Source organism: Thiohalophilus thiocyanatoxydans, from assembly GCF_004366735.1.
GTDB lineage: Bacteria > Pseudomonadota > Gammaproteobacteria > UBA6429 > Thiohalophilaceae > Thiohalophilus > Thiohalophilus thiocyanatoxydans.
The window spans coordinates 347223-368906 of sequence record NZ_SOQX01000002.1 but is presented as its reverse complement, the minus strand read 5'-3'; the positions used below and the strand labels follow the sequence as shown (position 1 = coordinate 368906).

21 protein-coding genes and 2 tRNA genes are annotated in these 21684 nt (G+C 57.9%); 2 read left to right on the top strand and 21 right to left on the bottom strand.

Annotated features, from left to right (window positions below; all coding sequences use genetic code 11):
- Positions 1–137: 137 nt before the first annotated feature.
- The 3 genes from EDC23_RS05405 to cysG form a co-directional block, all read right to left on the bottom strand.
- A complete protein-coding gene (locus tag EDC23_RS05405; protein WP_134081939.1) occupies positions 138–497 on the bottom strand; it encodes a S24 family peptidase in 360 nt (119 codons plus the stop codon).
- 87 nt (positions 498–584) lie between these two features.
- Positions 585–2405, bottom strand: a complete 1821-nt coding sequence (locus EDC23_RS05400; protein WP_134081937.1) for an ABCB family ABC transporter ATP-binding protein/permease — start codon at positions 2403–2405, stop codon at positions 585–587.
- Positions 2406–2602: 197 nt separating this feature from the next.
- Positions 2603–4000 carry a siroheme synthase CysG gene (gene cysG / locus EDC23_RS05395; protein WP_134081935.1) on the bottom strand — a complete coding sequence of 466 codons (1398 nt, stop codon included), beginning with the start codon at positions 3998–4000 and terminating at the stop codon, positions 2603–2605.
- A gap of 107 nt (positions 4001–4107) precedes the next feature.
- Here cysG and cysC point away from each other — a divergent pair, with 107 nt between their 5' ends.
- The gene (gene cysC, locus EDC23_RS05390; protein WP_134081933.1) at positions 4108–4716 is read left to right on the top strand and encodes an adenylyl-sulfate kinase; all 609 of its coding nucleotides are present in this window, start codon (positions 4108–4110) and stop codon (positions 4714–4716) included.
- 452 nt (positions 4717–5168) lie between these two features.
- Here the strand turns inward: cysC and EDC23_RS05385 are convergent.
- The 11 genes from EDC23_RS05385 to EDC23_RS05335 all read right to left on the bottom strand — a co-directional run bounded on the left by EDC23_RS05385 (position 5169) and on the right by EDC23_RS05335 (position 15003).
- Positions 5169–5245, bottom strand: a tRNA-Pro gene (locus EDC23_RS05385).
- A gap of 258 nt (positions 5246–5503) precedes the next feature.
- Complete coding sequence (locus EDC23_RS05380) at positions 5504–5866, bottom strand: MerR family transcriptional regulator (RefSeq protein WP_134081931.1); 363 nt, start codon at positions 5864–5866, stop codon at positions 5504–5506.
- Complete coding sequence (gene ihfA, locus EDC23_RS05375; protein ID WP_134081929.1) at positions 5844–6149, bottom strand: integration host factor subunit alpha; 306 nt, start codon at positions 6147–6149, stop codon at positions 5844–5846. The genes EDC23_RS05380 and ihfA overlap by 23 nt, the downstream gene beginning before the upstream one ends.
- Before the next feature lie 2 nt (positions 6150–6151).
- Positions 6152–8773: a phenylalanine--tRNA ligase subunit beta gene (gene pheT / locus EDC23_RS05370; RefSeq protein WP_134081926.1), complete on the bottom strand. Its 2622-nt coding sequence runs from the start codon at positions 8771–8773 to the stop codon at positions 6152–6154.
- Positions 8774–9274: 501 nt separating this feature from the next.
- Positions 9275–10297 carry a phenylalanine--tRNA ligase subunit alpha gene (pheS, locus tag EDC23_RS05365; RefSeq protein WP_134081924.1) on the bottom strand — a complete coding sequence of 341 codons (1023 nt, stop codon included), beginning with the start codon at positions 10295–10297 and terminating at the stop codon, positions 9275–9277.
- A 251-nt stretch (positions 10298–10548) separates the two neighbouring features.
- On the bottom strand, positions 10549–10923 hold the full coding sequence (locus EDC23_RS05360; RefSeq protein WP_208321288.1) for an endonuclease domain-containing protein: 375 nt from the start codon (positions 10921–10923) through the stop codon (positions 10549–10551).
- Between the two features lie 527 nt (positions 10924–11450).
- On the bottom strand, positions 11451–11810 hold the full coding sequence (gene rplT / locus EDC23_RS05355) for a 50S ribosomal protein L20 (RefSeq protein ID WP_134081920.1): 360 nt from the start codon (positions 11808–11810) through the stop codon (positions 11451–11453).
- A gap of 16 nt (positions 11811–11826) precedes the next feature.
- Positions 11827–12024: a 50S ribosomal protein L35 gene (gene rpmI, locus EDC23_RS05350; RefSeq protein WP_134081918.1), complete on the bottom strand. Its 198-nt coding sequence runs from the start codon at positions 12022–12024 to the stop codon at positions 11827–11829.
- A 53-nt stretch (positions 12025–12077) separates the two neighbouring features.
- Entirely contained in the window at positions 12078–12593 is a 516-nt protein-coding gene (infC, locus tag EDC23_RS05345; protein ID WP_134081916.1) for a translation initiation factor IF-3, read from the bottom strand.
- 192 nt (positions 12594–12785) lie between these two features.
- Positions 12786–14711 carry a threonine--tRNA ligase gene (gene thrS, locus EDC23_RS05340; RefSeq protein WP_134081914.1) on the bottom strand — a complete coding sequence of 642 codons (1926 nt, stop codon included), beginning with the start codon at positions 14709–14711 and terminating at the stop codon, positions 12786–12788.
- A 215-nt stretch (positions 14712–14926) separates the two neighbouring features.
- Positions 14927–15003: transfer RNA gene (locus EDC23_RS05335), tRNA-Val, on the bottom strand.
- Positions 15004–15357: 354 nt separating this feature from the next.
- On the opposite strand from EDC23_RS05335, the gene EDC23_RS05330 reads away from it, so the two are divergent.
- Positions 15358–16560 carry a Fic family protein gene (locus EDC23_RS05330; protein ID WP_134081912.1) on the top strand — a complete coding sequence of 401 codons (1203 nt, stop codon included), beginning with the start codon at positions 15358–15360 and terminating at the stop codon, positions 16558–16560.
- Between the two features lie 395 nt (positions 16561–16955).
- Here the strand turns inward: EDC23_RS05330 and EDC23_RS05325 are convergent, their stop codons facing one another.
- The 7 genes from EDC23_RS05325 to EDC23_RS05295 all read right to left on the bottom strand — a co-directional run bounded on the left by EDC23_RS05325 (position 16956) and on the right by EDC23_RS05295 (position 21671).
- A complete protein-coding gene (locus tag EDC23_RS05325) occupies positions 16956–17378 on the bottom strand; it encodes a type II toxin-antitoxin system VapC family toxin (protein WP_134081910.1) in 423 nt (140 codons plus the stop codon).
- Positions 17378–17614, bottom strand: a complete 237-nt coding sequence (locus EDC23_RS05320) for a type II toxin-antitoxin system Phd/YefM family antitoxin (RefSeq protein WP_134081908.1) — start codon at positions 17612–17614, stop codon at positions 17378–17380. The genes EDC23_RS05325 and EDC23_RS05320 overlap by 1 nt, the downstream gene beginning before the upstream one ends.
- A gap of 283 nt (positions 17615–17897) precedes the next feature.
- Positions 17898–18206 (bottom strand): type II toxin-antitoxin system RelE/ParE family toxin, encoded by a 309-nt coding sequence (locus EDC23_RS05315; RefSeq protein WP_134081905.1) that lies wholly within the window; start codon positions 18204–18206, stop codon positions 17898–17900.
- A gap of 9 nt (positions 18207–18215) precedes the next feature.
- A complete protein-coding gene (locus tag EDC23_RS05310; RefSeq protein WP_134081903.1) occupies positions 18216–18458 on the bottom strand; it encodes a type II toxin-antitoxin system ParD family antitoxin in 243 nt (80 codons plus the stop codon).
- Positions 18459–18756: 298 nt separating this feature from the next.
- Complete coding sequence (locus EDC23_RS05305) at positions 18757–19020, bottom strand: Txe/YoeB family addiction module toxin (RefSeq protein WP_134081901.1); 264 nt, start codon at positions 19018–19020, stop codon at positions 18757–18759.
- Positions 19017–19259 (bottom strand): type II toxin-antitoxin system Phd/YefM family antitoxin, encoded by a 243-nt coding sequence (locus tag EDC23_RS05300; RefSeq protein WP_134081899.1) that lies wholly within the window; start codon positions 19257–19259, stop codon positions 19017–19019. Before EDC23_RS05300 ends, EDC23_RS05305 begins: the two co-directional genes overlap by 4 nt.
- Before the next feature lie 432 nt (positions 19260–19691).
- On the bottom strand, positions 19692–21671 hold the full coding sequence (locus EDC23_RS05295; RefSeq protein ID WP_134081897.1) for a polysaccharide biosynthesis protein: 1980 nt from the start codon (positions 21669–21671) through the stop codon (positions 19692–19694).
- Positions 21672–21684: the final 13 nt, after the last annotated feature.

Sequence of the window (21684 nt, the reverse complement as noted above, 5' to 3'; positions counted from 1 at the left end):
TATTGCTATAACTTGTAATTATGGAACAGGCGGGCTTTTAACCGGAGATCAAGCAATCAACCTGGTAACAAGATAAAAATGATTTTCTCCGCGCCTCTGCGCCTCCGCGTCCTCCGCGTTAATTCCCAACAATCTGGCTAGTCATCGTACCGCTTGCGGTCCTTGCGGCGGCCGTGGGGGCCGGACTGCTGGACGACCACGCCCTGGATGGCCTTGAGTTCGATCGGGCGTTTCTCGTGCATATACTCTTCATTGAGCGGCTGCAGATAGTACTGTTCGTTTTCCAGAACCAGCTGACGAAAAATATAGCCGTTTTCGATCAGGGCAATGACGTAACTGCCGTCGCGGGCGACGCCGGTCGGATCGACCAGGATGATACAACGACGCCGGAACTCGGGTTCCATGCTGTCGTCCACCACCTGCAGGGCATAGGGCTCGGCGCCGCCGCAGCTTGACTCGGCAGCGGATTCAATCGCCCTCTTCATATCTTGTTGCATGGCTCACCTCACGGATGTTCGAGGCCGATTATAGCGCGAATCGCGCCGTGACACAGCCGCCCAATTCCCCTGCCGACCTGGTGGTTATCAGACGTCCCGTGGCGGCGGCCCGGACTGTAACAGCTCATGCTGCTCTTTTTGCTGCAGCGCCCACATGTGACTGTACAGACCGTCGCGTGCCAGCAGCGTGGCATGGGTTCCCCGCTCAAGAATCTGGCCCGCTTCCATGACCAGAATTTCATCCGCGTCGACAATGGTCGAGAGGCGATGTGCCACCACCAGCGTCGTATGCTGTTCCGCCACTTCCCGCAGTGCCGCGAGGATCGCCTGCTCCGACTGACTGTCCAGCGACGAGGTGGCCTCGTCAAACACCAGAATCACCGGGTTCTTCAAAATCACCCGCGCAATCGCCACGCGCTGTTTCTCGCCCCCGGAGAGTTTCAGTCCCCGCTCGCCCACGATGGTGTCATAGCCCTGGGGAAGATTGACGATGAAATCATGGATATGGGCATGGCGCGCCGCCTGTTCCACCTCTTCCCGGCTGGCGTCGGGGCGGGCGTACTGGATATTGTAGAAAATACTCTCGTTAAACAGCACCGTGTCCTGCGGGACAATGCCGATGGCGGCACGCAGGCTCTGCTGGGTAACCTGACGAATATCCTGATCATCGATCACGATCCGCCCGGAGGAGACATCGTAAAACCGGAACAGCAGTCGGGCCAGGGTCGATTTGCCGGCCCCGGAGGGCCCCACCACCGCGACCTTGCGTCCCGGCTCTATCGAGAAGGTGATGTCCTTGAGAATTGGCCGGTCTTCATTATAGGCAAATCCGACGTGTTCAAACTCGACCCTGCCACGCGTGACCTGCAAGGGCCGGGCATCCGGGGCGTCCTGGATCTCCTCTTCGCGTTGCAACAGCTTGAGCACCAGATCCATATCCGCCAGCGTGTATTTGAGCATCCGGTAGATGATCCCCAGGGTGCCCAACGGCATGAACATCTGCAACATCAGGGTATTGACCAGCACCAGATCACCCAGACTCATCTCGCCATCGACCACGCCGTGACCGGCGTAAATCATAATCATGGTCAGGCCAACGGCGATGATCGCGCCCTGACCGAAATTGAGTAACGACATGGAGGTCTGGCTCTTGACCGCCGCCGCTTCCCATTCGTTGAGGGTATCGTGATACCGCTGCACTTCGAACTGTTCGTTATTAAAGTACTTGACCGTCTCGTAGTTCAGCAGGCTGTCGATCGCCTGGCCATTGGCCTGCGAATCCATGGTGTTCATGCGATGGCGAAAATTCATACGCCATTCGCTGACCAGCAGGGTATAGCCGACATACAGACCCACGGTTAGAAATGTCACAATGGTAAACTTGATGTCGTACTGACCCAGTAGAATGACTGCCACCATCAAAAACTCGGCCAGGGTCGGCAGGATATTAAAGACCATGTAGTTCATGATCGAACTGACACTCTGGGCGCCCCGCTCCAGGTCCCGGGTAATATTCCCGGTGCGACGATCCAGATGAAAACGCAGGGAGAGCTGATGCAGATGCTTCAGAACCTGAAGCGACAGCTTGCGCATGGCGCCGTAGCGCACCCGGGCGAAGACCGCGTCGCGCATCTCATTAAAAAACGAACTGCCCAGACGTAATGCGCCATACGCCAGAAACAGCACAATGGGCAATACCAGCGCCTGCCCCTCCTCCGTATCCAGGGTATCGACGATCTCCTTGAGCAGAACCGGGATCCCCACCGTCGCCACCTTGGCCAGCACCAGACTCAGCAACGCAACCAGCACCCGACCCCGATACTCCCACAAATACGGCACTATACGCCGCAGATTACGCAGATCCTGACGATTCTTATGCGGCGCGCTCGTGTAACGTGGAATAGTCATGGATGATTAGCAGTTGGCAGTTGGCAGTTGGCAGTTGGCAGTTGGCAGTTGGCAGTTGGCAGTTGGCAGTTGGCAGTTGGCAGTTGGCAGTTGGCAGATTTTTAATTCGGTATCTATCGTTGTCAACGAGCCTCTTGGCGACTTACGACTTACGACTTACGATTTATGACTGCAAACTGCAAACTGATAACTTTTTTTTAATTCTCATGCCCGGTCGGATCAAACCATTTGAGCTTGTCATGCAGGGCCACGACTTCGCCGACGATGATCAGGGTCGGTGGTTTGATATCGTTGTTTTTCACCAGGTCCGGCAAGGTCGCCAGGGTGCCGAGATGCACTTTCTGCTCCTGGCTGGTGCCTTTTTCCACCAGGGCGGCCGGGGTTCTGTCCGCCAGACCGTGCTTGACCAGGTTTTCGCAAATCGCCGGAAGACCGTGCAGGCCCATGTAAAACACCAGTGTCTGACCCGGCCGGGACAGGTTCTCCCAGTTGAGGTTGATGCTGCCGTCCTTGAGATGGCCCGTGACGAAAGTACAGGACTGAACATAATCGCGATGGGTCAGCGGAATACCGGCATAGGCGGCACACCCGGCGGCGGCGGTAATCCCCGGCACCACCTGGAAGCTGACCCCCTCTTTCATCAGGGTTTCGATCTCCTCGCCGCCGCGGCCGAAGATAAACGGATCGCCGCCTTTCAGACGCAGGACCTTCTTGCCTTCCTTGGCCAGCCGCGCCAGCAGGGTATTGATATCTTCCTGTTGAATCGTGTGCTTGTTACGCTCCTTGCCGGCATAGATAAACTCCGCATCGCGGCGCACCATATCCAGAATGCCCTGTGACACCAGCCGGTCGTAGACCACCACGTCGGCCTGCTGCATCAGTCGCAACGCCTTGAAGGTCAGCAGATCCGGATCGCCCGGCCCCGCGCCGACCAGATAGACTTCCCCTTCCAGCGAAGGTGCCTGGCCCGAGGCGACTGCCTGTTCGAGCAGCGCCTCGGCCTCCTGCTCCTTGCCGGCCAGCAGACGATCGGCCACCGGCCCTTCCAGGATCGCCTCCCAGAAACGGCGTATCTCAGTAATGGAACCGAAGCGTTGTTTGACCTTTTCCCGATAACTTTCCAGCAACGTGGCCAGTTGCCCGTACGCGGCCGGGATGACGGTTTCCAGTCGCGAACGCAGCAAGCGGGCCAGTACCGGTGACGCGCCACCGGTCGAGATGGCAATCTGGACCGGCGAGCGATCGATGATCGAAGGCATGGTAAAACTGCACAACTCCGGCGCATCCACCACGTTGACCGGGATGTTCTTCAACTTGGCCAGTTCGGAGACGCGGCGATTCACCGCCTCATCATCGGTCGCGGCGATCACAATATAGGGATGATCAATATCCGCATCGTCAAAATCACGGGCAATGTGTTCGAGATCCCCGGCCTGCTGGCGTTCGACCAGCTCCTGGCACAACGCGGGCGCGACCACCGTGACCCGGGCGCCGGCACGCAGCAGTAAAAAAACCTTGCGCGCGGCAATCCCGCCACCGCCCACCACCAGACAGGGCTTGTCCCTGATATCGAGAAAAATCGGTAAAAATTTCATATTGGAAAAATCCGGAATAACCCGTTGAAATAGCAGGATATTTTACTATATATTGGCGCTTCGCGCATTATTTTAATTTCAATGGCCTCTCAACCCCGGGAACCCGCATGACCGCACAGGACAACAACGTCGTCTGGCACGCCGCCAGCATCGATCGCGAACAGCGCGAAAGCCTGCATCACCACAAAAGCGCCGTCCTGTGGTTTACCGGCCTCTCCGCCTCCGGCAAATCCACCCTCGCCCATGCCGTGGAAAAAGAGCTCTACGCCCGGGGCTGTCACAGCTTCGTGCTCGACGGTGACAACGTCCGCCACGGCCTGTGCAGCGATCTCAGCTTCTCACTCGAGGACCGGCACGAGAATATTCGCCGTATTGGCAACGTGGCCAAACTGTTCATCGAGGCCGGAGTCATCGTCCTCACCGCCTTCATCTCCCCCCTGCGCCAGGATCGGAACATCGCCCGCAATCTGATGCCCCACGGCGACTTTCTGGAAATCTTTTGCGATGCGCCGGTCGAAGTGTGTGAAAAACGCGATCCCAAGGGGCTGTATCAAAAAGCCCGGGACGGCAAGATCCCCGAATTCACCGGCATCAGCTCCCCCTACGAAGCCCCGCTCAAACCCGAGCTGCACCTCGATACCGGCGAACAACCCCTGGAAGAGTCGGTCCAGGCCGTCATCAACCTGCTGACCGAACGGCATATCATAAAGTGCTGAGAGTTTAGTTCTTAGTTCTGAGTTCTGAGCGTAGGCCCGATAAAGCGCAGCGGTATCGGGCGTTTGCCGAACGCCACTTTATGACAGGGCCGGGGGCCGGGGGACGAGTGACGAGGAAGATCAAAACCTTGCAACCACGAAGGCACGAAGACACGAAGGATAAATTCTGAAATTTCAATTAAGGAGCTTCGTGTCTTCGCGTCTTCGTGGTGAAGCTTCAACAGGTAGGCCCGATAAAGCAAAGCGGTATCGGGCAATCCACAAGATAGGAACAGATTTGACGAGGATGCCACCCTACGGCGGGATAGCGCGTAGGTCACGCTGGCGACAGCCTGCGTGACACAACCTTGAACCGAGCAGAAACACCAGGTAGCGCTGCGCGCAACCTGGCCTACGACTCACGGCGGGGAGAGAAATACTAGCCCCTAGAACCTAGAGACTAGAAACTGATTTGGTCGGGACGGCAGGATTTGAACCTGCGACCCTCTGCACCCCATGCAGATGCGCTACCAGGCTGCGCTACGCCCCGACGGTTTGAAGGCGGGAATCATACACCACATCAATCTCAGGGCCAAGGGACGAGTTACGAGGGACGAGGAAAAACACCCTGTCCCGTAAACTGTTGGGAGCGCCTTCGGCGCGTGGATTGTGCGGGTGGAAAGGTTTGTCGCGGTCGTAGCCCGCTCCCCGGCGTCCTCCGGACGCAGGGACGAGTATGTAGGCCCGATAAAGCGAAGCGGTATCGGGCGGACCTCGTCACTCGTCCCTCGTAACTCGGCCCTTTGGTTTATCTTGAAAGAATCGAGGCGATTTCCTCGAGTTCCATGCGCATCTGGCGCAGGGTTTCCTTGTCGGTCCGGCTGCCTTTTTTGGGCTGGTTGTTGCTTTCGGTCAGTTGCAGACGCGCGCCGCCAATGGTGTAGCCCTGTTCGTAGAGCAGGCTGCGGATCTCGCGGATCATCATCACATCCTGACGCTGATAGTAGCGGCGGTTGCCGCGGCGCTTGACCGGCTTGAGCTGGGGGAATTCCTGCTCCCAGTAGCGCAGCACGTGCGGTTTGACCGCGCACAGCTCGCTCACCTCACCGATGGTGAAGTAGCGCTTGCCGGGGATCGGGGGAAGTTCGTTATTGTTGGTGGGTTCCAGCATATGCTTCGACTCTGGCCTTCAGTTTTTGTCCGGGTCGGAAAGTCACGACTCGCCGTGCGGTTATCGGGATCTCTTCCCCGGTCTTGGGGTTGCGCCCGGGACGTTGCTTCTTGTCACGTAAATCGAAATTGCCGAAGCCGGAGAGCTTCACCTGCTGGCCGTTTTCCAGCGCATTGCGAATTTCCTCGAAAAACATCTCCACAATTTCCTTGGCTTCGCGCTTGTTCAGCCCCAGCTCTTCGAACAGTCGCTCGGCCATCACCGCTTTTGTCAGCGCCATAATTGTTATTCTCTAAGTGTAGCCCCAAGTTCGCGATTCAGCGCCGTCAGTATCGTGCTGATCTCGCTCTCGACATCTGTGTCCTTAAGAGTGCGTGAAAGATCCTGCAAGGTCAAGCCCAGAGCCAGACTTTTTCTTCCAGAATCAATACCTTCGCCCACATAGACATCAAACAGCTCGATGTTTGCCAGGCGCTGGGAGCCCGCTTTTTCGATGCAATCCTTGACTTTCTGCGCGGATATGACCTCATCCAGCACGATGGCAATATCCCGACGAATAGACGGGTATTTCGACAGCGGCGCGAACGCCGGCAGCCGGCGGTCGGCCAGCGCGGCCTGGGCAATCTCGAACAGATAGACCCGCTGCGCCAGCCCCAGCGACTGCTGCAACGCCGGATGCAGCGCACCCAGACGCCCGACCGGCCTGCCCTCGCGCAATATCACGGCCGCCTGGCCGGGATGCAGCGCCGGGTGGGTCTCATCGGCGTCGAAGCGGAATTGATCGGCGTTCCCTGTCTGTGCCAGCAACTGCTCAACGTGTCCCTTGCAATCGTAAAAGTCGGCCTGGCGGGTGGCGCTGCCCCACTGCGGTGGCTGCAACGGCCCGGACAACAAACCCGCGAGTACCGGTTCCTGTTCTAATTCAGCGCCTTGGAAAACAAACCTCAGACCCTGCTCGAACAATAATACCCGATCCTGCTGACGATTCAAGTTATATAGCGCAGTTTGCAGCAATCCCGGCCAGAGCGAGGTGCGCATCGCCGCCATGTCGGCCGAGATCGGATTGGCCAGCTGCAGGGCCCCGGCCTGCGGATCGAGCTGTTGCTGCAGCTTCGGATCCACAAAGCTGTAGGTAATCGCTTCCTGGTAGCCCCGATCCACCAGCAACCGCTTGTAATGCCCCGCCGGCCGACGGGATTCCGGCCGCTCCCCCATCGCCAGCGTAATCCGCGGCCGACTGGCCGGCAGATTGTCATACCCGTGGATCCGCCCCAGCTCCTCAATCAGATCCACCTCCAGATTGATATCAAACCGAAACGACGGCGGCGTCACCTCCCAGATTATCTCGGCCGAAGAGGTTTTTTGATCCCCTCCCCCTAACCCCCTCCCTGCGGGAGGGGGAATAATCTGATCGGCTCCCCGCTCCATCCCCTCCCCTTCAAGGGGAGGGTTAGGGAGGGGTGATCGATCCTCGCCCCTCGCCCCTCGTCCCTCGTCACTGCCCGAAGGGCCAGGGAGGGGTGATCGATCCTCGTCCCTCGTCCCTCGTCCCTCGTCACTGCCCGAAGGGCCATCCTCGTCACTATCGGCCGGCTGGACCACCATCCCGAGACGCGTCAGAATATCGACCACCGCGTCCCCGGCAATGTCCGCCCCGAGAATCCGGCCGATTCGGGCATATCGCAGCCTCACCGGCGCTCTGACAGGCAATTGATCGGCCTGCTGGACATGGACCACCGGCCCCGCCTCACCGCCACAGATGGCCTGCAGCAGCGCCGTGGCCCGTTCCAGCGCCGGGACCTGCAGCTGCGGGTCCACCCCCCGCTCGAAGCGGTGCGAGGAGTCGGTATGCAGGCCATAGCCCCGCGCCTTGCCGGCGATAGCCTGCGGCGCGAAGTACGCGCTCTCCAGAAAAATATCGACCGTCCCCTCGCCCACGGCGGAGTCGGCACCGCCCATGATTCCCGCCAGCGCCACCGGCGCGGTCTCATCGGCAATCACCAGCGTCTCACTATCCAGCTCAATGGTCTGCTCATCCAGCAAAGTCAGGGATTCACCGGCGTCGGCATAGCGGACCTGGATGCCGCCGCGCAGCTTGCCCAGATCGAAGGCATGCATCGGCTGCCCCAGCTCCAGCAGCACGTAGTTGGTCACATCCACCACCGGGCCCAGGCTGCGCAGGCCGCTGCGACGCAGCCGCTCGGCCAGCCACAGGGGCGTCCCGGCCTGTGGATTAATTCCTCGCAACAGCCGCCCGGCGTATTGCGGACAGGCCCCGGCGGCTTCCAGCGTCACGTTCAATGTGTCTTTGATCGGCGTGGCGCATTCGCCGGGCTCGGGCCCTTCGACCGCCAGTTTGTTCAGCACACCCACTTCCCGGGCGATCCCCGCCACGCTCAGACAGTCGCCGCGGTTGGGGGTCAGCCCCAGTTCGATAGTCACATCGTCCAGCTGCAGATAGTCGCGAATCGATTCGCCCACCGGCGCATCAATGGGCAGTTCCATCAACCCCTCGGCACTGTCTGCCAGCCCCAGCTCCTTCTCGGAGCAGAGCATGCCCTGCGACGGCACGCCGCGCAGCTTGGATTTTTTGATTTTCAGATCGCCCGGCAGCTTCGCCCCGACCAGCGCCGTCGGCGCCTTGAGGCCCTCGCGCACATTGGCCGCGCCGCAAACGATCTGCAGCGGCTCGTCCGCACCGACATTCACCGTCGCCACGCGCAGCTTGTCCGCATCGGGATGGGGTTCCAGCCCGATCACCTCGCCGACCACCACCTTGTCAAAGGCCCCGGCCACCGGCTCGATCGCATCCACCTCCAGCCCGGCCATCGTCAACTGATGCGCCAGCGCCTCGGTATCGATATCGGGATTAACCCACTCGCGTAACCATTTTTCACTGAATTTCATGATGTAATCTCATTTTTTACCGCAGAGACGCAGAGAGCGTAGAGAGCGTAGAGAAGAAAATTATTTTTTGTATCACACCCGAATCCATCGAATCACAATGTTTATCCTTGGATATATACCCAAAGGACCTGTGGGAGGCGATTGAAGCACATGGAAGTGCAACCACCCAAAACACTCGCCTTACTCGCGGGGTGGGCTCTGTCGCGGTAGGCATGGTGCCCTGACCTATCGGAGATAGGTAGGGTACTCATAATGAAACCCAAAGGGTTTCTATGAGACACGCCGTAAGCGACCCATCGGCGACCTGCCGAAATTCAACAAGTCGCGGCTACAAGCCCCTCCTACAACAAATAGTCCTAAGAACTAAGAACTAAGAACTAAGAACTAAGAACTAAGAACTAAGAACTAAGAACTTTTATATTCTGCCAACTACAAACTGTCATCTACCAACTTTATATAATTTTTTCTTTGCGCCCTCTGCGTCTCTGCGGTGAGGCTCTTTTAATTGAATTGCTTCAAAAACCGCAGGTCGTTTTCGAAGAACAGCCGCAGGTCGTTCACGCCGTAACGCAACATCGCCAGCCGCTCCACGCCCATGCCGAAGGCGAAGCCGGTCCAGGTTTCGTTGTCGATCTCGACATGGTTGAACACGTTCGGATGCACCATGCCGCAACCCAGCACTTCCAGCCAGCCGGTGTGGCTGCAGACCCGGCAGCCTTCGCCGCTGCACATCACACACTCGATATCCGCCTCGGCGGAGGGTTCGGTAAACGGGAAATACGAAGGCCGAAAACGCACGGCCAGATCGTCGCGCTCGAAGAAGCGGTGCAAGAAGTCGTTCAGAATTGCCTTGAGATCGGTAAAGCTGACATTCTCGTCGACCATCAAGCCTTCCACCTGATGGAACATCGGCGTGTGGGTCAGATCTGAATCGCAGCGATAGACCCGCCCCGGCGCGATCACCCGCAACGGCGGTTTATTCTGCTGCATGACGCGGATCTGCACCGGCGAGGTGTGGGTCCGCAACAGCCGGCCGTCCTCAAAATAGAAGGTATCGTGCATGGCACGCGCCGGATGGGATTCGGGAATGTTCAGCGCCTCGAAGTTGTGAAAGTCATCTTCCACTTCCGGCCCCTCGGCCACCTCAAAACCCAGTTGTGCGAACAGATCCTCGATGCGCTGCAGGGTCAATGTCACCGGATGCAGGCCGCCGGTCTGCTGACCGCGCCCCGGCAGGGTCACGTCGACTTTTTCCTTCGCCAGCTTCTCGTTCAGCGCCGCGTTCTGCAGCGCCTCCCGCCGCGCCTCGATCGCCTGCTGGATCTGCTGCTTGGCCTGATTGATCGCCTGGCCCGCCTTCGGCTTCTCCTCCGGCGGCAGCTTGCCCAGCGACTTCATTTGATCCGTGATCAAGCCCTTCTTGCCCAGATACTGCACCCGCACCTGGTCCAGCGCCTGCAGATCCCCGGCCGCATTGATGCCCTGTTCGGCATCTTTGATAAGTTGTTCGAGTTGTTCCTGCATCGGATTCTATTTCTATCTTATCTTGTCTTGTGATGGTTTTATTAATATCCCCTCCCCCTAACCCCCTCCCTGCGGGAGGGGGAACCGATCTTCGCGATTAGCAAGATCATTCCCTCCCCTTCAAGGGGAGGGTTAGGGAGGGGTGATAAAGTTCAGCCCCAGCAATACACCTTGTTACTCGCCCCTCGTACCTCGTCCCTGCCCGAAGGGCCAAGGAGGGGTGATAAAATTCAGCCCCAGCAATACACTTGTTACTCGCCCCTCGTACCTCGCCCCTGCCCGAAGGGCCTGGGAGGGGTGATCAAATGAAATCGAATTGCTTCGATTACACCCTCAATGTTGTTTATTACATCGTTATTCCAAAACCGCAGAACGATATAGCCACATCTTTTCAGAAACTCGTCTCTTTCTCGATCCTTTTCTTCTTCAAGTTGGTGCTGTCCACCATCAAGTTCGATGATCAGTTTTGCCTCAAAACAGGCAAAGTCGACAATATAGGGTTCAATGACAACCTGTCTGCGAAATTTATACCCATCTAGCTGCTGCTTACGTAAATATTCCCACAACAATCGTTCGACATCAGTCGAGTTGTTTCGCAATCGTCTAGCTAGCATCCTAAAGCTCATGTTTTCCTCCATGAAAACGTATTTCGAACCTTTTTCCTATAACCCTACAGGTAGATACCAGGTACTGGGTGCCAGGGCTTGTTTTTTATCCCCTCCCCCTAACCCCCTCCCTGCGGGAGGGGGAACCGATCTTCGCGATTAGCAAGATCATTCCCTCCCCTTCAAGGGGAGGGTTAGGGAGGGGTGATAGAAAATCAGCCCCAGCAAACCCTCCTCGTCACTCGTACCTCGTCCCTGCCCGAAGGGCCAGAGAGGGGTGATATAAAATCAGTCCCGGCAAAACCCTGGCACCAGGCCCCTGGTAACTCGTCCCTGTCCGAAAGGCTCAGCGCGTAGAACACACCCTACCTTACTTTTCTATTCAACTGTTCTTCGAGTCTTTGTGTCTTGGTGGTTAATATTTTTTATCGTCCTTGAAATGAAAAAAGGGAAGACCAGCCGGACCGGGCTTGTCTTCCCTTATTTGCAATACGGCTTCGCCGCTCCTGGACATCCCTGTCCTCGCGGCATTAGCACATCCATGTGCGTTAGTTCGACAAGTTGGCCTTGGCTTGTTCTGCCAGCGCCGCAAAGGCGCTCTTGTCAAACACGGCCAGATCGGCCAGCACCTTGCGATCGATTTCGATCTCGGCCTTTTTCAGCCCGTTGATGAACCGGCTGTAGGACAAGCCGTGTTCGCGGGCGCCGGCGTTGATGCGGGCGATCCACAGCGCGCGGAACTGGCGCTTGCGCTGTTTGCGGCCGATGTAGGCGTACTGGCCGGCCTTGGTGACGGCCTGTTCGGCAACCCGGAAGACGTTTTTACGGCGTCCGCGATAACCCTTGGCCTGATCGATTACTTTTTTGTGCCGCGCATGGGCGGTCACACCACGTTTTACTCTTGGCATTTATCCTTACCTCGGGTTAGCTGTAGGGCATCAGGCGACGAATCATCGCCACGTCAGCGTCCGCGACCTGTTCGATCGTGCGTAAATGACGCTTGCGCTTGGTGCTCTTCTTGGTAAGGATATGGTTCTTGTGCGACTGGGCGCGCTTGAACCCGCCTGAGGCGGTGCGTTTAAAACGCTTGGCCGTCCCCCGGTTAGTCTTCATCTTGGGCATTTTTCAATACTCCGCATTCGTTAATAAATAAATTAACCCGTCAACACGACGGATCATTTCTTTTTCGGGGCAATCACCATCACCATCTGCCGGCCTTCCATCCTTGGGAATTGCTCGACGGAGGCTATCTCGGCCAGGTCCTTCTCGATACGTTCGAGAAGGTGCCTGCCCAGCTCCTGGTGAGCCATTTCACGACCGCGAAACCGCAGCGTGACCTTGGCCTTGTCCCCGTTCTCCAGGAAACGTATCAGGTTGCGTAGTTTGACCTGATAATCCCCCTCTTCCGTCCCGGGACGGAACTTCACTTCCTTGATCTGAATCTGTTTCTGTTTCTTCTTGGCGGCGTGCCGCTTTTTGTTCTCTTCAAACTTGTACTTGCCGTAATCCATGATCCGGCAGACCGGTGGATCGGCATCCGGTGCAACCTCCACCAGATCCATTTCGGCGGTTTCCGCCATGTTGAGCGCATCTTCCAGCGACATCACGCCGGCCTGTTCACCCTCCGAATCAATTACCCGCAGCTCAGGCGCGGTGATGTCGTCATTGATTCGTGTTTTTTTCGTCGCGATACTTTAATCCTCCAATAAAATCTCAGGTACGAGGGACGAGTTACGAGTAACGAGGATATTCTATCACCCCTCCCTGACCCTCCCCTTGTAGGGGAGGGAATGATCTTGCGTATCGCAAAGATCCAACCCCCTCTCTCAGGGAGGGGATCAGGGGGAGGGAATAAAACCTCGTCCCTCGTAACTCGTCCCTGGCTACTGTTCTAAAAGACTACGGCCGCGGCTCGCGATTTCCTGTTCGAGGTGCCCGATGAATTCATCGAGGGGCATGCTGCCCAGATCCTCGCCGGTTCGCGTGCGCACGGCCACAGTAGAATTTTCAACTTCCCGATCCCCGATGACCAGCAGATAGGGAATGCGCTGTAGCGTATGTTCCCGGATTTTAAAGCCGATCTTCTCATTTCTCAAGTCAGCTTTGGCCCGCAAGCCCCTTGCGCGCAAGGTTTTTTCGATCTTTTTGACCGTTTCGGCCTGTTTGTCGGTAATTCCCATCACCACCACCTGCTCGGGGGCGAGCCAGGCCGGGAAGGCGCCGGCGTATTCTTCGATGAGAATCCCGATAAACCGCTCCAGCGAACCCAGGATCGCCCGGTGCAGCATGACGGGGGTATGGCGGTCGCCGTCCTCGCCCACGTACTCGGCGCCCAGCCGTCCCGGCATGGAGAAGTCCACCTGGATGGTCCCGCACTGCCAGACCCGACCCAGACTGTCCTTGAGCGAGAATTCGATCTTGGGCCCGTAGAAGGCGCCCTCGCCCGGCTGCAGGTCCCATTCCAGGCCCTTGTCGTTCAGGGCCCGCTCCAGGGCGTGCTCGGCCTTGTCCCAGACCTCGTCGGAGCCCACGCGCTGCTCGGGGCGGGTGGAGAGCTTGATCAGCACTTCCTCGAAGCCAAAATCGCGGTAGACCTCGAACAACAGATCGATAAACGCCGAGACCTCCGGCTGGATCTGATCCTCGGTGCAGAAGATGTGCGCATCGTCCTGGGTAAAGCCGCGCACCCGCATCAGCCCGTGCAGCGTGCCGGAAGGCTCGTTGCGGTGGCAGGAGCCGAACTCGCCCATGCGCAGCGGCAGATCCCGGTAGCTCTTGAGCCCCTGGTTAAAGATCTGCACGTGGCAGGGGCAGTTCATCGGCTTGACTGCGTAATGGCGGTCCTCCGACTCGGTCGTGAACATCATGTGCTGGAACTTGTCCCAGTGGCCCGACTTCTCCCACAGGGAGCGGTCCACCACCTGCGGGGTGCGGACCTCTTCGTAATCGTGCTCGCGCAGCCTGGCGCGGATGTACTGCTCGACCTGCTGATACAGCGTCCAGCCCTTGTCGTGCCAGAACACCATCCCCGGCGCCTCTTCCTGGGTATGGAACAGGTCCTGCTGGCGGCCCAGCTTGCGGTGATCGCGCTTTTCGGCCTCTTCCAGGCGATGCAGATAGCCCTTGAGCTGCTTCTTGTCCGGCCAGGCGGTGCCGTAGACCCGCTGCAGCATCTCGTTCTTGGAGTCGCCGCGCCAGTAGGCGCCGGCCAGTTTCATCAGCTTGAACGCCTTGAGCCGGCCCGTGGAGGGCACGTGCGGGCCGCGGCACAGATCGATAAAGTCGCCCTGGCGATAGAGCGACAGCTCTTCGCCTTTGGGGATGTCCTCGATGATTTTGGCCTTGTACTCCTCGCCCATCTGGCGGAAGAACTCGACCGCCTCCTCGCGTGGCATCACCGTGCGCTCGACCGGGATGTCCTGTTTGGCCAGCTCGGCCATTTTCTGCTCGATCTTCTCCAGATCCGACTCGGAGAAACCGTTTTCGTAGGCGAAATCGTAATAGAAGCCGTCCTCGATCACCGGGCCGATGGTCACCTGGGCGTCCGGAAACAGCTCCTTGACCGCCTGGGCCAGCAGATGGGCGGTGGAGTGGCGAATGACCTCGAGCCCGTCCTCGTCCCGCTCGGTGACGATGGCCAGCTCGGCGTCGTGATCGATCTTGTAGGAGGTGTCCACCAGCTTGCCGTCGACCTTGCCCGCCAGAGCGGCCTTGGCCAGACCGGCGCCGATATCGGCGGCCACGTCGGCAACGGTAACGGGATTGGCATAATCGCGCTGACTGCCGTCAGGCAGGGAAACAGTAGGCATGTCGTGCTCCTCATCTTCTCAGTGGCGACCGGTACCAGGGGCCGCTTGGTGCATCTTGCGCCGACCCCCACAATGGGCCGGCAAGAGGGCTTCGCCCTTACAAGGTACTAGGGGCTAGTAACTAGGGGCGAGTAATTCAATAATTTGTTCCTGCCCACCGGGCAGGACTCAAGGCTTTTACTAGGACCTAGCGCCTAGCCCCTAGTATCTGGATTTGGTAGTCGCGAGTGGACTCGAACCACCGACCCCCACCATGTCAAGGTGGTGCTCTAACCAACTGAGCTACGCGACTGGAGAGGCGGGAAAGATACAGAAATGAACGACTTATGGCAAGCCTCAAATGCGGGGGAAACGGCCTCTCAGCCTCGGTCCCGAGGCTGGGTATATACCGACCGCTCCGTCCCGTTCGAACCGGGACAAGGGACGAGGAAAGCAAATTCAGTCCCAATGGGCTGTAAGAGCGCCTCCGGCGCGACAAACCGTGCCACGCGGCAAGATCTATCGCGGCGCAGCCGCCCCTGCAAATCTGGCGGCCAACAATCCGGCCAAATCCAGGCCGAAAATCACACTCAATAGTTTCACATGACTGATCCAAAAGATATTTTTATGTCTTGATTCCGGCCAAAAAACCGGCCAAAATCACCTCATGCCAACGCTCCTGCAAGCCTGCTCGCCCTATGTGCCTTCGGATAAGGCGCTGCGGAACAGCCCCCTGCCCGATATGGCCCTGGCCATCAATGCCGCCTCGGCCAAGCTGGCCGGCCGCGTGGCCGAAGAGACACGCCGAACCCTTATCCGCCATATGGCCGTCATCAACTCCTATTATTCAAACCTGATAGAAGGTAACCGGACTCTCCCGCATGAAATCCGGGCCGCACAGCAGGGGGAATTTTCCGCCGATCCCGCCAAACGGGATCTACAACTCGAATCCCTGGCACATATCGAGGCGCAAAACTGGCTACAGGACCAGTCCCCCGGGCTGGATAAGCTCTTCACGGCGGATTTTATTCAGGCGATTCACCGGCAATTCTATCGGCATATCCCCAACACGTTCCGTGAACTTAAAAATGAGCAAGGCGAAGTGATCGAGCAGGTCATCCCCGGCGACTGGCGCAGCAAACCGGTTACGGTAGGACGCCACCATCCCCCGCCCCCCGAGACATTGCCGCAGTTTATGCAACAGTTCTGTGAGACCTATCATCCGAGCCGGTACAGCGGAGATCGTAAAGTGATCGCCGTGATGTGCGCTCATCACCGTTTGGCCTGGATCCACCCGTTTGCCGATGGTAATGGTCGCGTGATGCGACTTTTTACCGATGCGTCTCTTCGAGCACTGGGTTTGGAAAGCGAAGGTGTCTGGTGTTTGAGCCGCGGCCTGGCCCGATCGTCCACGCAGTACAAGGCAGCCCTGGCACACACCGATATGCCCCGCCAGGGAGATTACGACGGCCGTGGTCAACTTAGCGAATCGGCCCTGCTCGCGTTTTGCCAGTTCATGCTGGAGACAGCACTGGATCAGATCCAGTACATGGACGAGCTACTGGCACTCGATGCCATACAGGCGCGTATTGCAAGCTACGTACAGGCCAGAAACGACAACCGGGTCTCGGGAATGGGACAACTCAAGGAAGCCGCGTCGCTGGTTCTCTATTCCGCCTTCCTGCAGGGCAGGCTAAAACGTGCCCACGCACTGGAGCTCACCGGCATGCCCGAGCGCAGTGCCCGGCGTCTGTTGTCCCAGCTCAAGCAGGAAGGCCTGCTGACCGAAATCAGTCCCCGTTCGGATCTTTACTGGGCAATTCCGGCCCATGCCGAGCCCTGGTATTTCCCGCAACTGGCACCGGCGTAAAACAGGCTCGCAACCCGGCGCAAAAGCTCAATTCCCGCCGCATATCAGATAGGCGGCCATATGTTGATCAGTTTTGGCATCGTATACAAAGCTCGCCCGATCTCAGGTCAATGATGTTCGGCTGTAAAAACCCGGGTGGCCGAGGAACTGACCACGCTGGAATGGGTGCGCTGGTTGAACCACCACCGACTGCTGGAAAGCATCGGGTATCTATCCGCCGGCGGAAGCTTACGACCAGTAGCTTGGCGAATCGATCGCTGCAGCGGCTTAACTTAAACCAAACAGCCTCCGCGAAAACCGGGGCGATTCACTCAGCACTCAGCACTCAGCACTCAGCACTCAGCACTCAGCACTCAGCACTCAGCACTCAGCACTCAGCACTCAGCACTTTATTTTTACGGCCACCGCACCCGCAACCCCAGAAATTCCGCTGCCTTGAACAGTGCCTCGTCCCCGGTGACCAGAATCGCTTCGTTACCCGCCGCGCAGGCAAGGTGTAGTGCATTCAGCGAGCGTAAAGCGGTCTTGCGCGTCAGCAGCCAGTGGTTGGCCCGTTCGAATTGTTGGCCGGTGAGTGCTTTGACGATGAAACGCCCCTCATCACAATCTTCATTAAACGCCGCTTCGATTCGATTGGCCTGGACCTCGCTCAACTCACCGGTTCTGACCCAGCGGGCCAGCGCCGAGGCGAGCTCCAGCTTCGTCAATCGGCTGATCAACACCGGCGACCGCTGCGCACTGAACAAGGCCTGCACCTGTTGGCTGGCCGGCTCCTGGCGGTAATAAGGCAACAGCGCGGAAGTATCGATATAAAGCATTAATACCGTTCCTGATCCCGCAGTTCGCGCACCACCTCTGCCGCCGTCGTCTCCAGCGGCGGCAAGGATTCCCGCAGCTGCTGCCTGTCGGGGAAGCTGATGCTTTTCGCCCCCATACCCACCAGGCGCGCGGCAGGCGCGCCTCGCCGCAGGATAATAACCTCCTCACCGGCCGCCACCTCATCCAGTAGCTGCGCAAACCGCTCCCGCGCATCCCGCACATTCACCGTCGACATAACCCACCTCCTTTTGATGTACACAATAAGTGTACACAAAGAACCCCGTTCCGACCAGTCCCACCAGGGCTCAAAACCAAAATTGCAGCCTGACTGTCATCTGCAAACTGTCAACGACTCCCGGCTCGCCCTTCCCTGGCCACAGAAACTGTAGGAGGCACTTGTAGCGACGACTTGCCTGGCTTCGAGAAGTCGCGGCTGCAAGCCCCTCCCACAACAGACAGTCCTTAGTCCTTAGTCCTTAGTCCTTAGTCCTTAGTCCTTAGTCCTAAGTCCTAAGTACTCAGAACTCAGAACTTTTATATCCTGCCGACAGCCAATCTTCATGACCATGCCGTACACGAACGATAAAGACATCATCATCTTCATCGACGGTGTAGATAATCAGGTGGGATTCAAAAGGATGCACACGAACAGGAGGAGTAATTTCATATCGCTCGCGTGCCGCTTTGGGATTCTCTGCAAGAAACTGAAAACATTTCTCCAGCTCGTCGTGATAGCGTTCGGCCTGTAACAAACCGAACTGTTCAATCCCGGCGACAAAAACCGCAATGGTATCTTCTTCCGCCTTGCGACTGAGCTTGTAAGCCATCAAGTGGCGTCAGGTTGTTGATACTTTCTTTTGAGCGGCGGCGCGTAGCTCATCCATAGAACGCTCCCCCTCCCCACTCTCAATCCCCTCGGTCACCAGGGACTGCATCCGGGCAATTTTCATCGTCTGATCCTGATCCCGACGAATCAGATCGCGGACATAATCACTATGATTACTATACCGCCCGGACCGGGCCTGCTTCTCCACCCAGTCTTTCATTCCCTCAGGCAGCGAAATATTCATCGTGGCCATAATCAACACCTCCTTTACTTAATATGGCAAATATTGCCAATGTATGTCAAACAGAAGGCGGTAAAATGTAAGTCTATTACATACCCTTTTTCACATTTTATTTATGCGTCTTTAAGCACGACACGCTTCAACACTATCGCGGCGTAGCCGCTCCTACGCTGCCGACTCAGCACTCAGCACTATTTTATCCTGCCGACTGCCGACTGCCGATTGCCGACTGCCAACTTGTTTGCACTCAGCACTCAGCACTCAGCACTGTTTTATCCTGCCGACTGCAAACTGCGACTGCCAACTTGTCTTATTCATAATGCGTCCAGAGCCGAAGGACCTTGACCACGCGCTCCTCCTCCAGAACCTGATACACAAGGCGGTGTTGAATATTGATTCGACGTGAACAGGCGCCGGACAGATCGCCGACCAGCTTTTCGTAGGGCGGTGGATTTTGGAAGGGATTACTCTCCAGAACGGCGAGTAGCTCCCGGGCCTTGTTCTTCAGCCCCGAAGCGGCGAGCTTTCTGGCATCTTTTTGCGCTTGTTTGGTATAGATAAGCGTCCAGCTCACCAATCCAGTTCCCTGGCACATTCATCGACAGGCTCATCCATGCCTGACTTGATCGACTCGCGCATACCGGGCACGGACAACAAATGCAGGGTTTCCGCAATGGCGTTCCAATCCTCTTCCGAGATCAGAACCGCATTGGTCCGCTTGCCGGTGATCACGGCAGGCTGGTGTGATTCAGCCACCTCATCAATCAGGCTGTAAAGTCTGGCCCGGGCCTCAGTAGCAGTAATGTTGCTCATATCAATTACCTCTACCGAAAACGTACGTTATAACGTGCGTTTTGTCAATACAGCCAACCTGCCTCCCCTTGCCCGAAGGGCCTGCAGGAGGTGACGCCCCCGACGGCGAGTTTTGCCTCACTTCGAAAAGTCGCGGCTGCAAGCCCCTCCCACAACAGACAGTCCTTAGTCCTTAGTCCTAAGTACTCAGAACTCAGAACTCAGAACTCAGAACTCTTATATCCTGCCAACTGCAAACTGCCGACTGCCGACTTTTATTTATCCCACAACCAAAAAACGGCGCCGAAGCGCCGTCCAATTCAACATTCAAAATTACTTGTGGGAGGCGATTTAATCGGCGACCAGTCTGCCTCACTCATACAGTCGCGGCTGAAAGCCCCTCCTACAACAGACAGTCCCCAGCACTCAGAACTAAGTACTAAGTACTAAGTACTAAAGATTCCCGATTTCCAATACATTCTCCCCCGCCATCCCTACGGCATTTTTGTAGACGAGATCTTCAATCCCGCACTGAGGATTAAAGCCTTTCACCGCGTCCAGCAGTACATCCCGGATGGTTTGTTGATCGAAGCTTTGTACCGCCGCATCCAGCCGTTTCAGGTAGGCCTCCAACCGGCTCCAGTCGAGGGCGTCTTCTTCGGCGCGCATGATGGCCGGGTGGCAGGTCTCGCTGACGTTATCGCCGATCAGCAGCTCTTCAAAAAGTTTTTCGCCGGGACGCAGGCCGGTGATCTCAATCGCGATATCGCCGTCGGGATGTTCCTCATCCCGTACTTCCAGGCCGCTGAGTCGGATCATGTGCTGGGCCAGATCCAGGATCTTGACCGGCTCGCCCATATCCAGCACAAAAACGTCCCCGCCCTGCCCCATGGCCCCGGCCTGGATCACCAGCTCGGCGGCCTCGGGAATGGTCATAAAGTAACGAATAATCCGCGGATCGGTCACGGTGACCGGCCCACCGTTCTGGATCTGGCGCCGGAACAGCGGAATGACCGAACCGGACGAGTCCAGCACGTTGCCGAAGCGGACCATGCTGAACCGGGTCCCGACATCCTGGCGCCGGCTCAATGCCTGCAGGATCAATTCGGCAAAGCGTTTGCTGGCCCCCATGGTATTGGTCGGGCGCACCGCCTTGTCGGTGGAGATCAGGACGAACGATTCGACCCCGGTATTGATGGCCGCCTGTGCGGGATGCAGGGTGCCGAAGATGTTGTTGCGGATCGCCGCCACGGGGTTCATCTCCACCATGGGCACATGCTTGTAGGCTGCGGCGTGATAAAGGGTCTGCACCCCGAAGGCGGTACACAACCGCTCCAGCCGCGCCTGATCGAGCACCGAGCCGAGCACGGGCAAGACCTGGCGTTGTGCCACCCGATCCGCTGACGAGCCCTGATAAGCGGGCGCATGGATCAGCTCATGATCGATGTTGTACAGGGCGTATTCGTTCTGCTCGTAGAGCAGCAACTGGCGGGGATGGTGTTTGAGGATCTGGCGGCACAGCTCGGAGCCGATGGAGCCGCCGGCGCCGGTGACCATCACCACCTTGTCGCGCACATTGGCCTCGATCAGCTCCGGACGCGGCTCGACATGATCACGGCCCAGCAGATCGTCGATCTCCACCTCCTTGACATCCTCGATCTTGACCCGCCCGTCGGCCAGTTCGGTAAAGCCGGGCAGGGTTTTCACATGCACCGAATAGGGCTCGAGCCGCCGGATGATCATCTTGCGCCGGCTGCGCGGCGCCGAGGGCATGGCCAGCATGATCTCACGCACCCGCAGACGTTTGATCAGTTTGTCCAGCGCGGAGAAGGCAAACACCGGCAGGCCGTTGATCTGATGGCCCTGCAGCGCCGGATTGTCGTCGATGAAGGCCACCGGCCGGTATTGCTGACTAAAGCTCAGCGCCGTGGCCAGCTGGATCCCCGAGGCCCCGGCGCCATAGATGAGCACACTGATGCGTCCGTGCACGGACGCGTCGGGTTCCGACTGCAGGCGCAGGAACCACCAGCGGGCCAGCATGCGGCTGCCGCCGATAAGCAGGATCGCCACCAGCCAGTTGATCAGGATCACCGAGCGGGGAATGCTCTCGACCCCGCTCAAAAACGCCAGCACCGCCCAGGTCAGCGCGTAGAGGGAGACCGCCTGCACCACCACCCAGATCGCCTTGAGCCCGATATAACGGACAATGGCCCGGTACAGGCCAAAACGGATAAAAAGCGGAATCGCCAGCAGCGGCGCCGCCAGCATCACCCACAGCACCGGCGGCTGCGGCACATACAGCGTCCCCAACCGCAATGAAAACGCCGCCCACAGCGCCATAATCAACAGCAGGGCATCCGATGCCGCCATCACCAACTGCTTGTACGGCCGGGGCAAATCCCCCAGCCAACCGGTTATTCTTGTTATTGTCATACCCATATCCGTA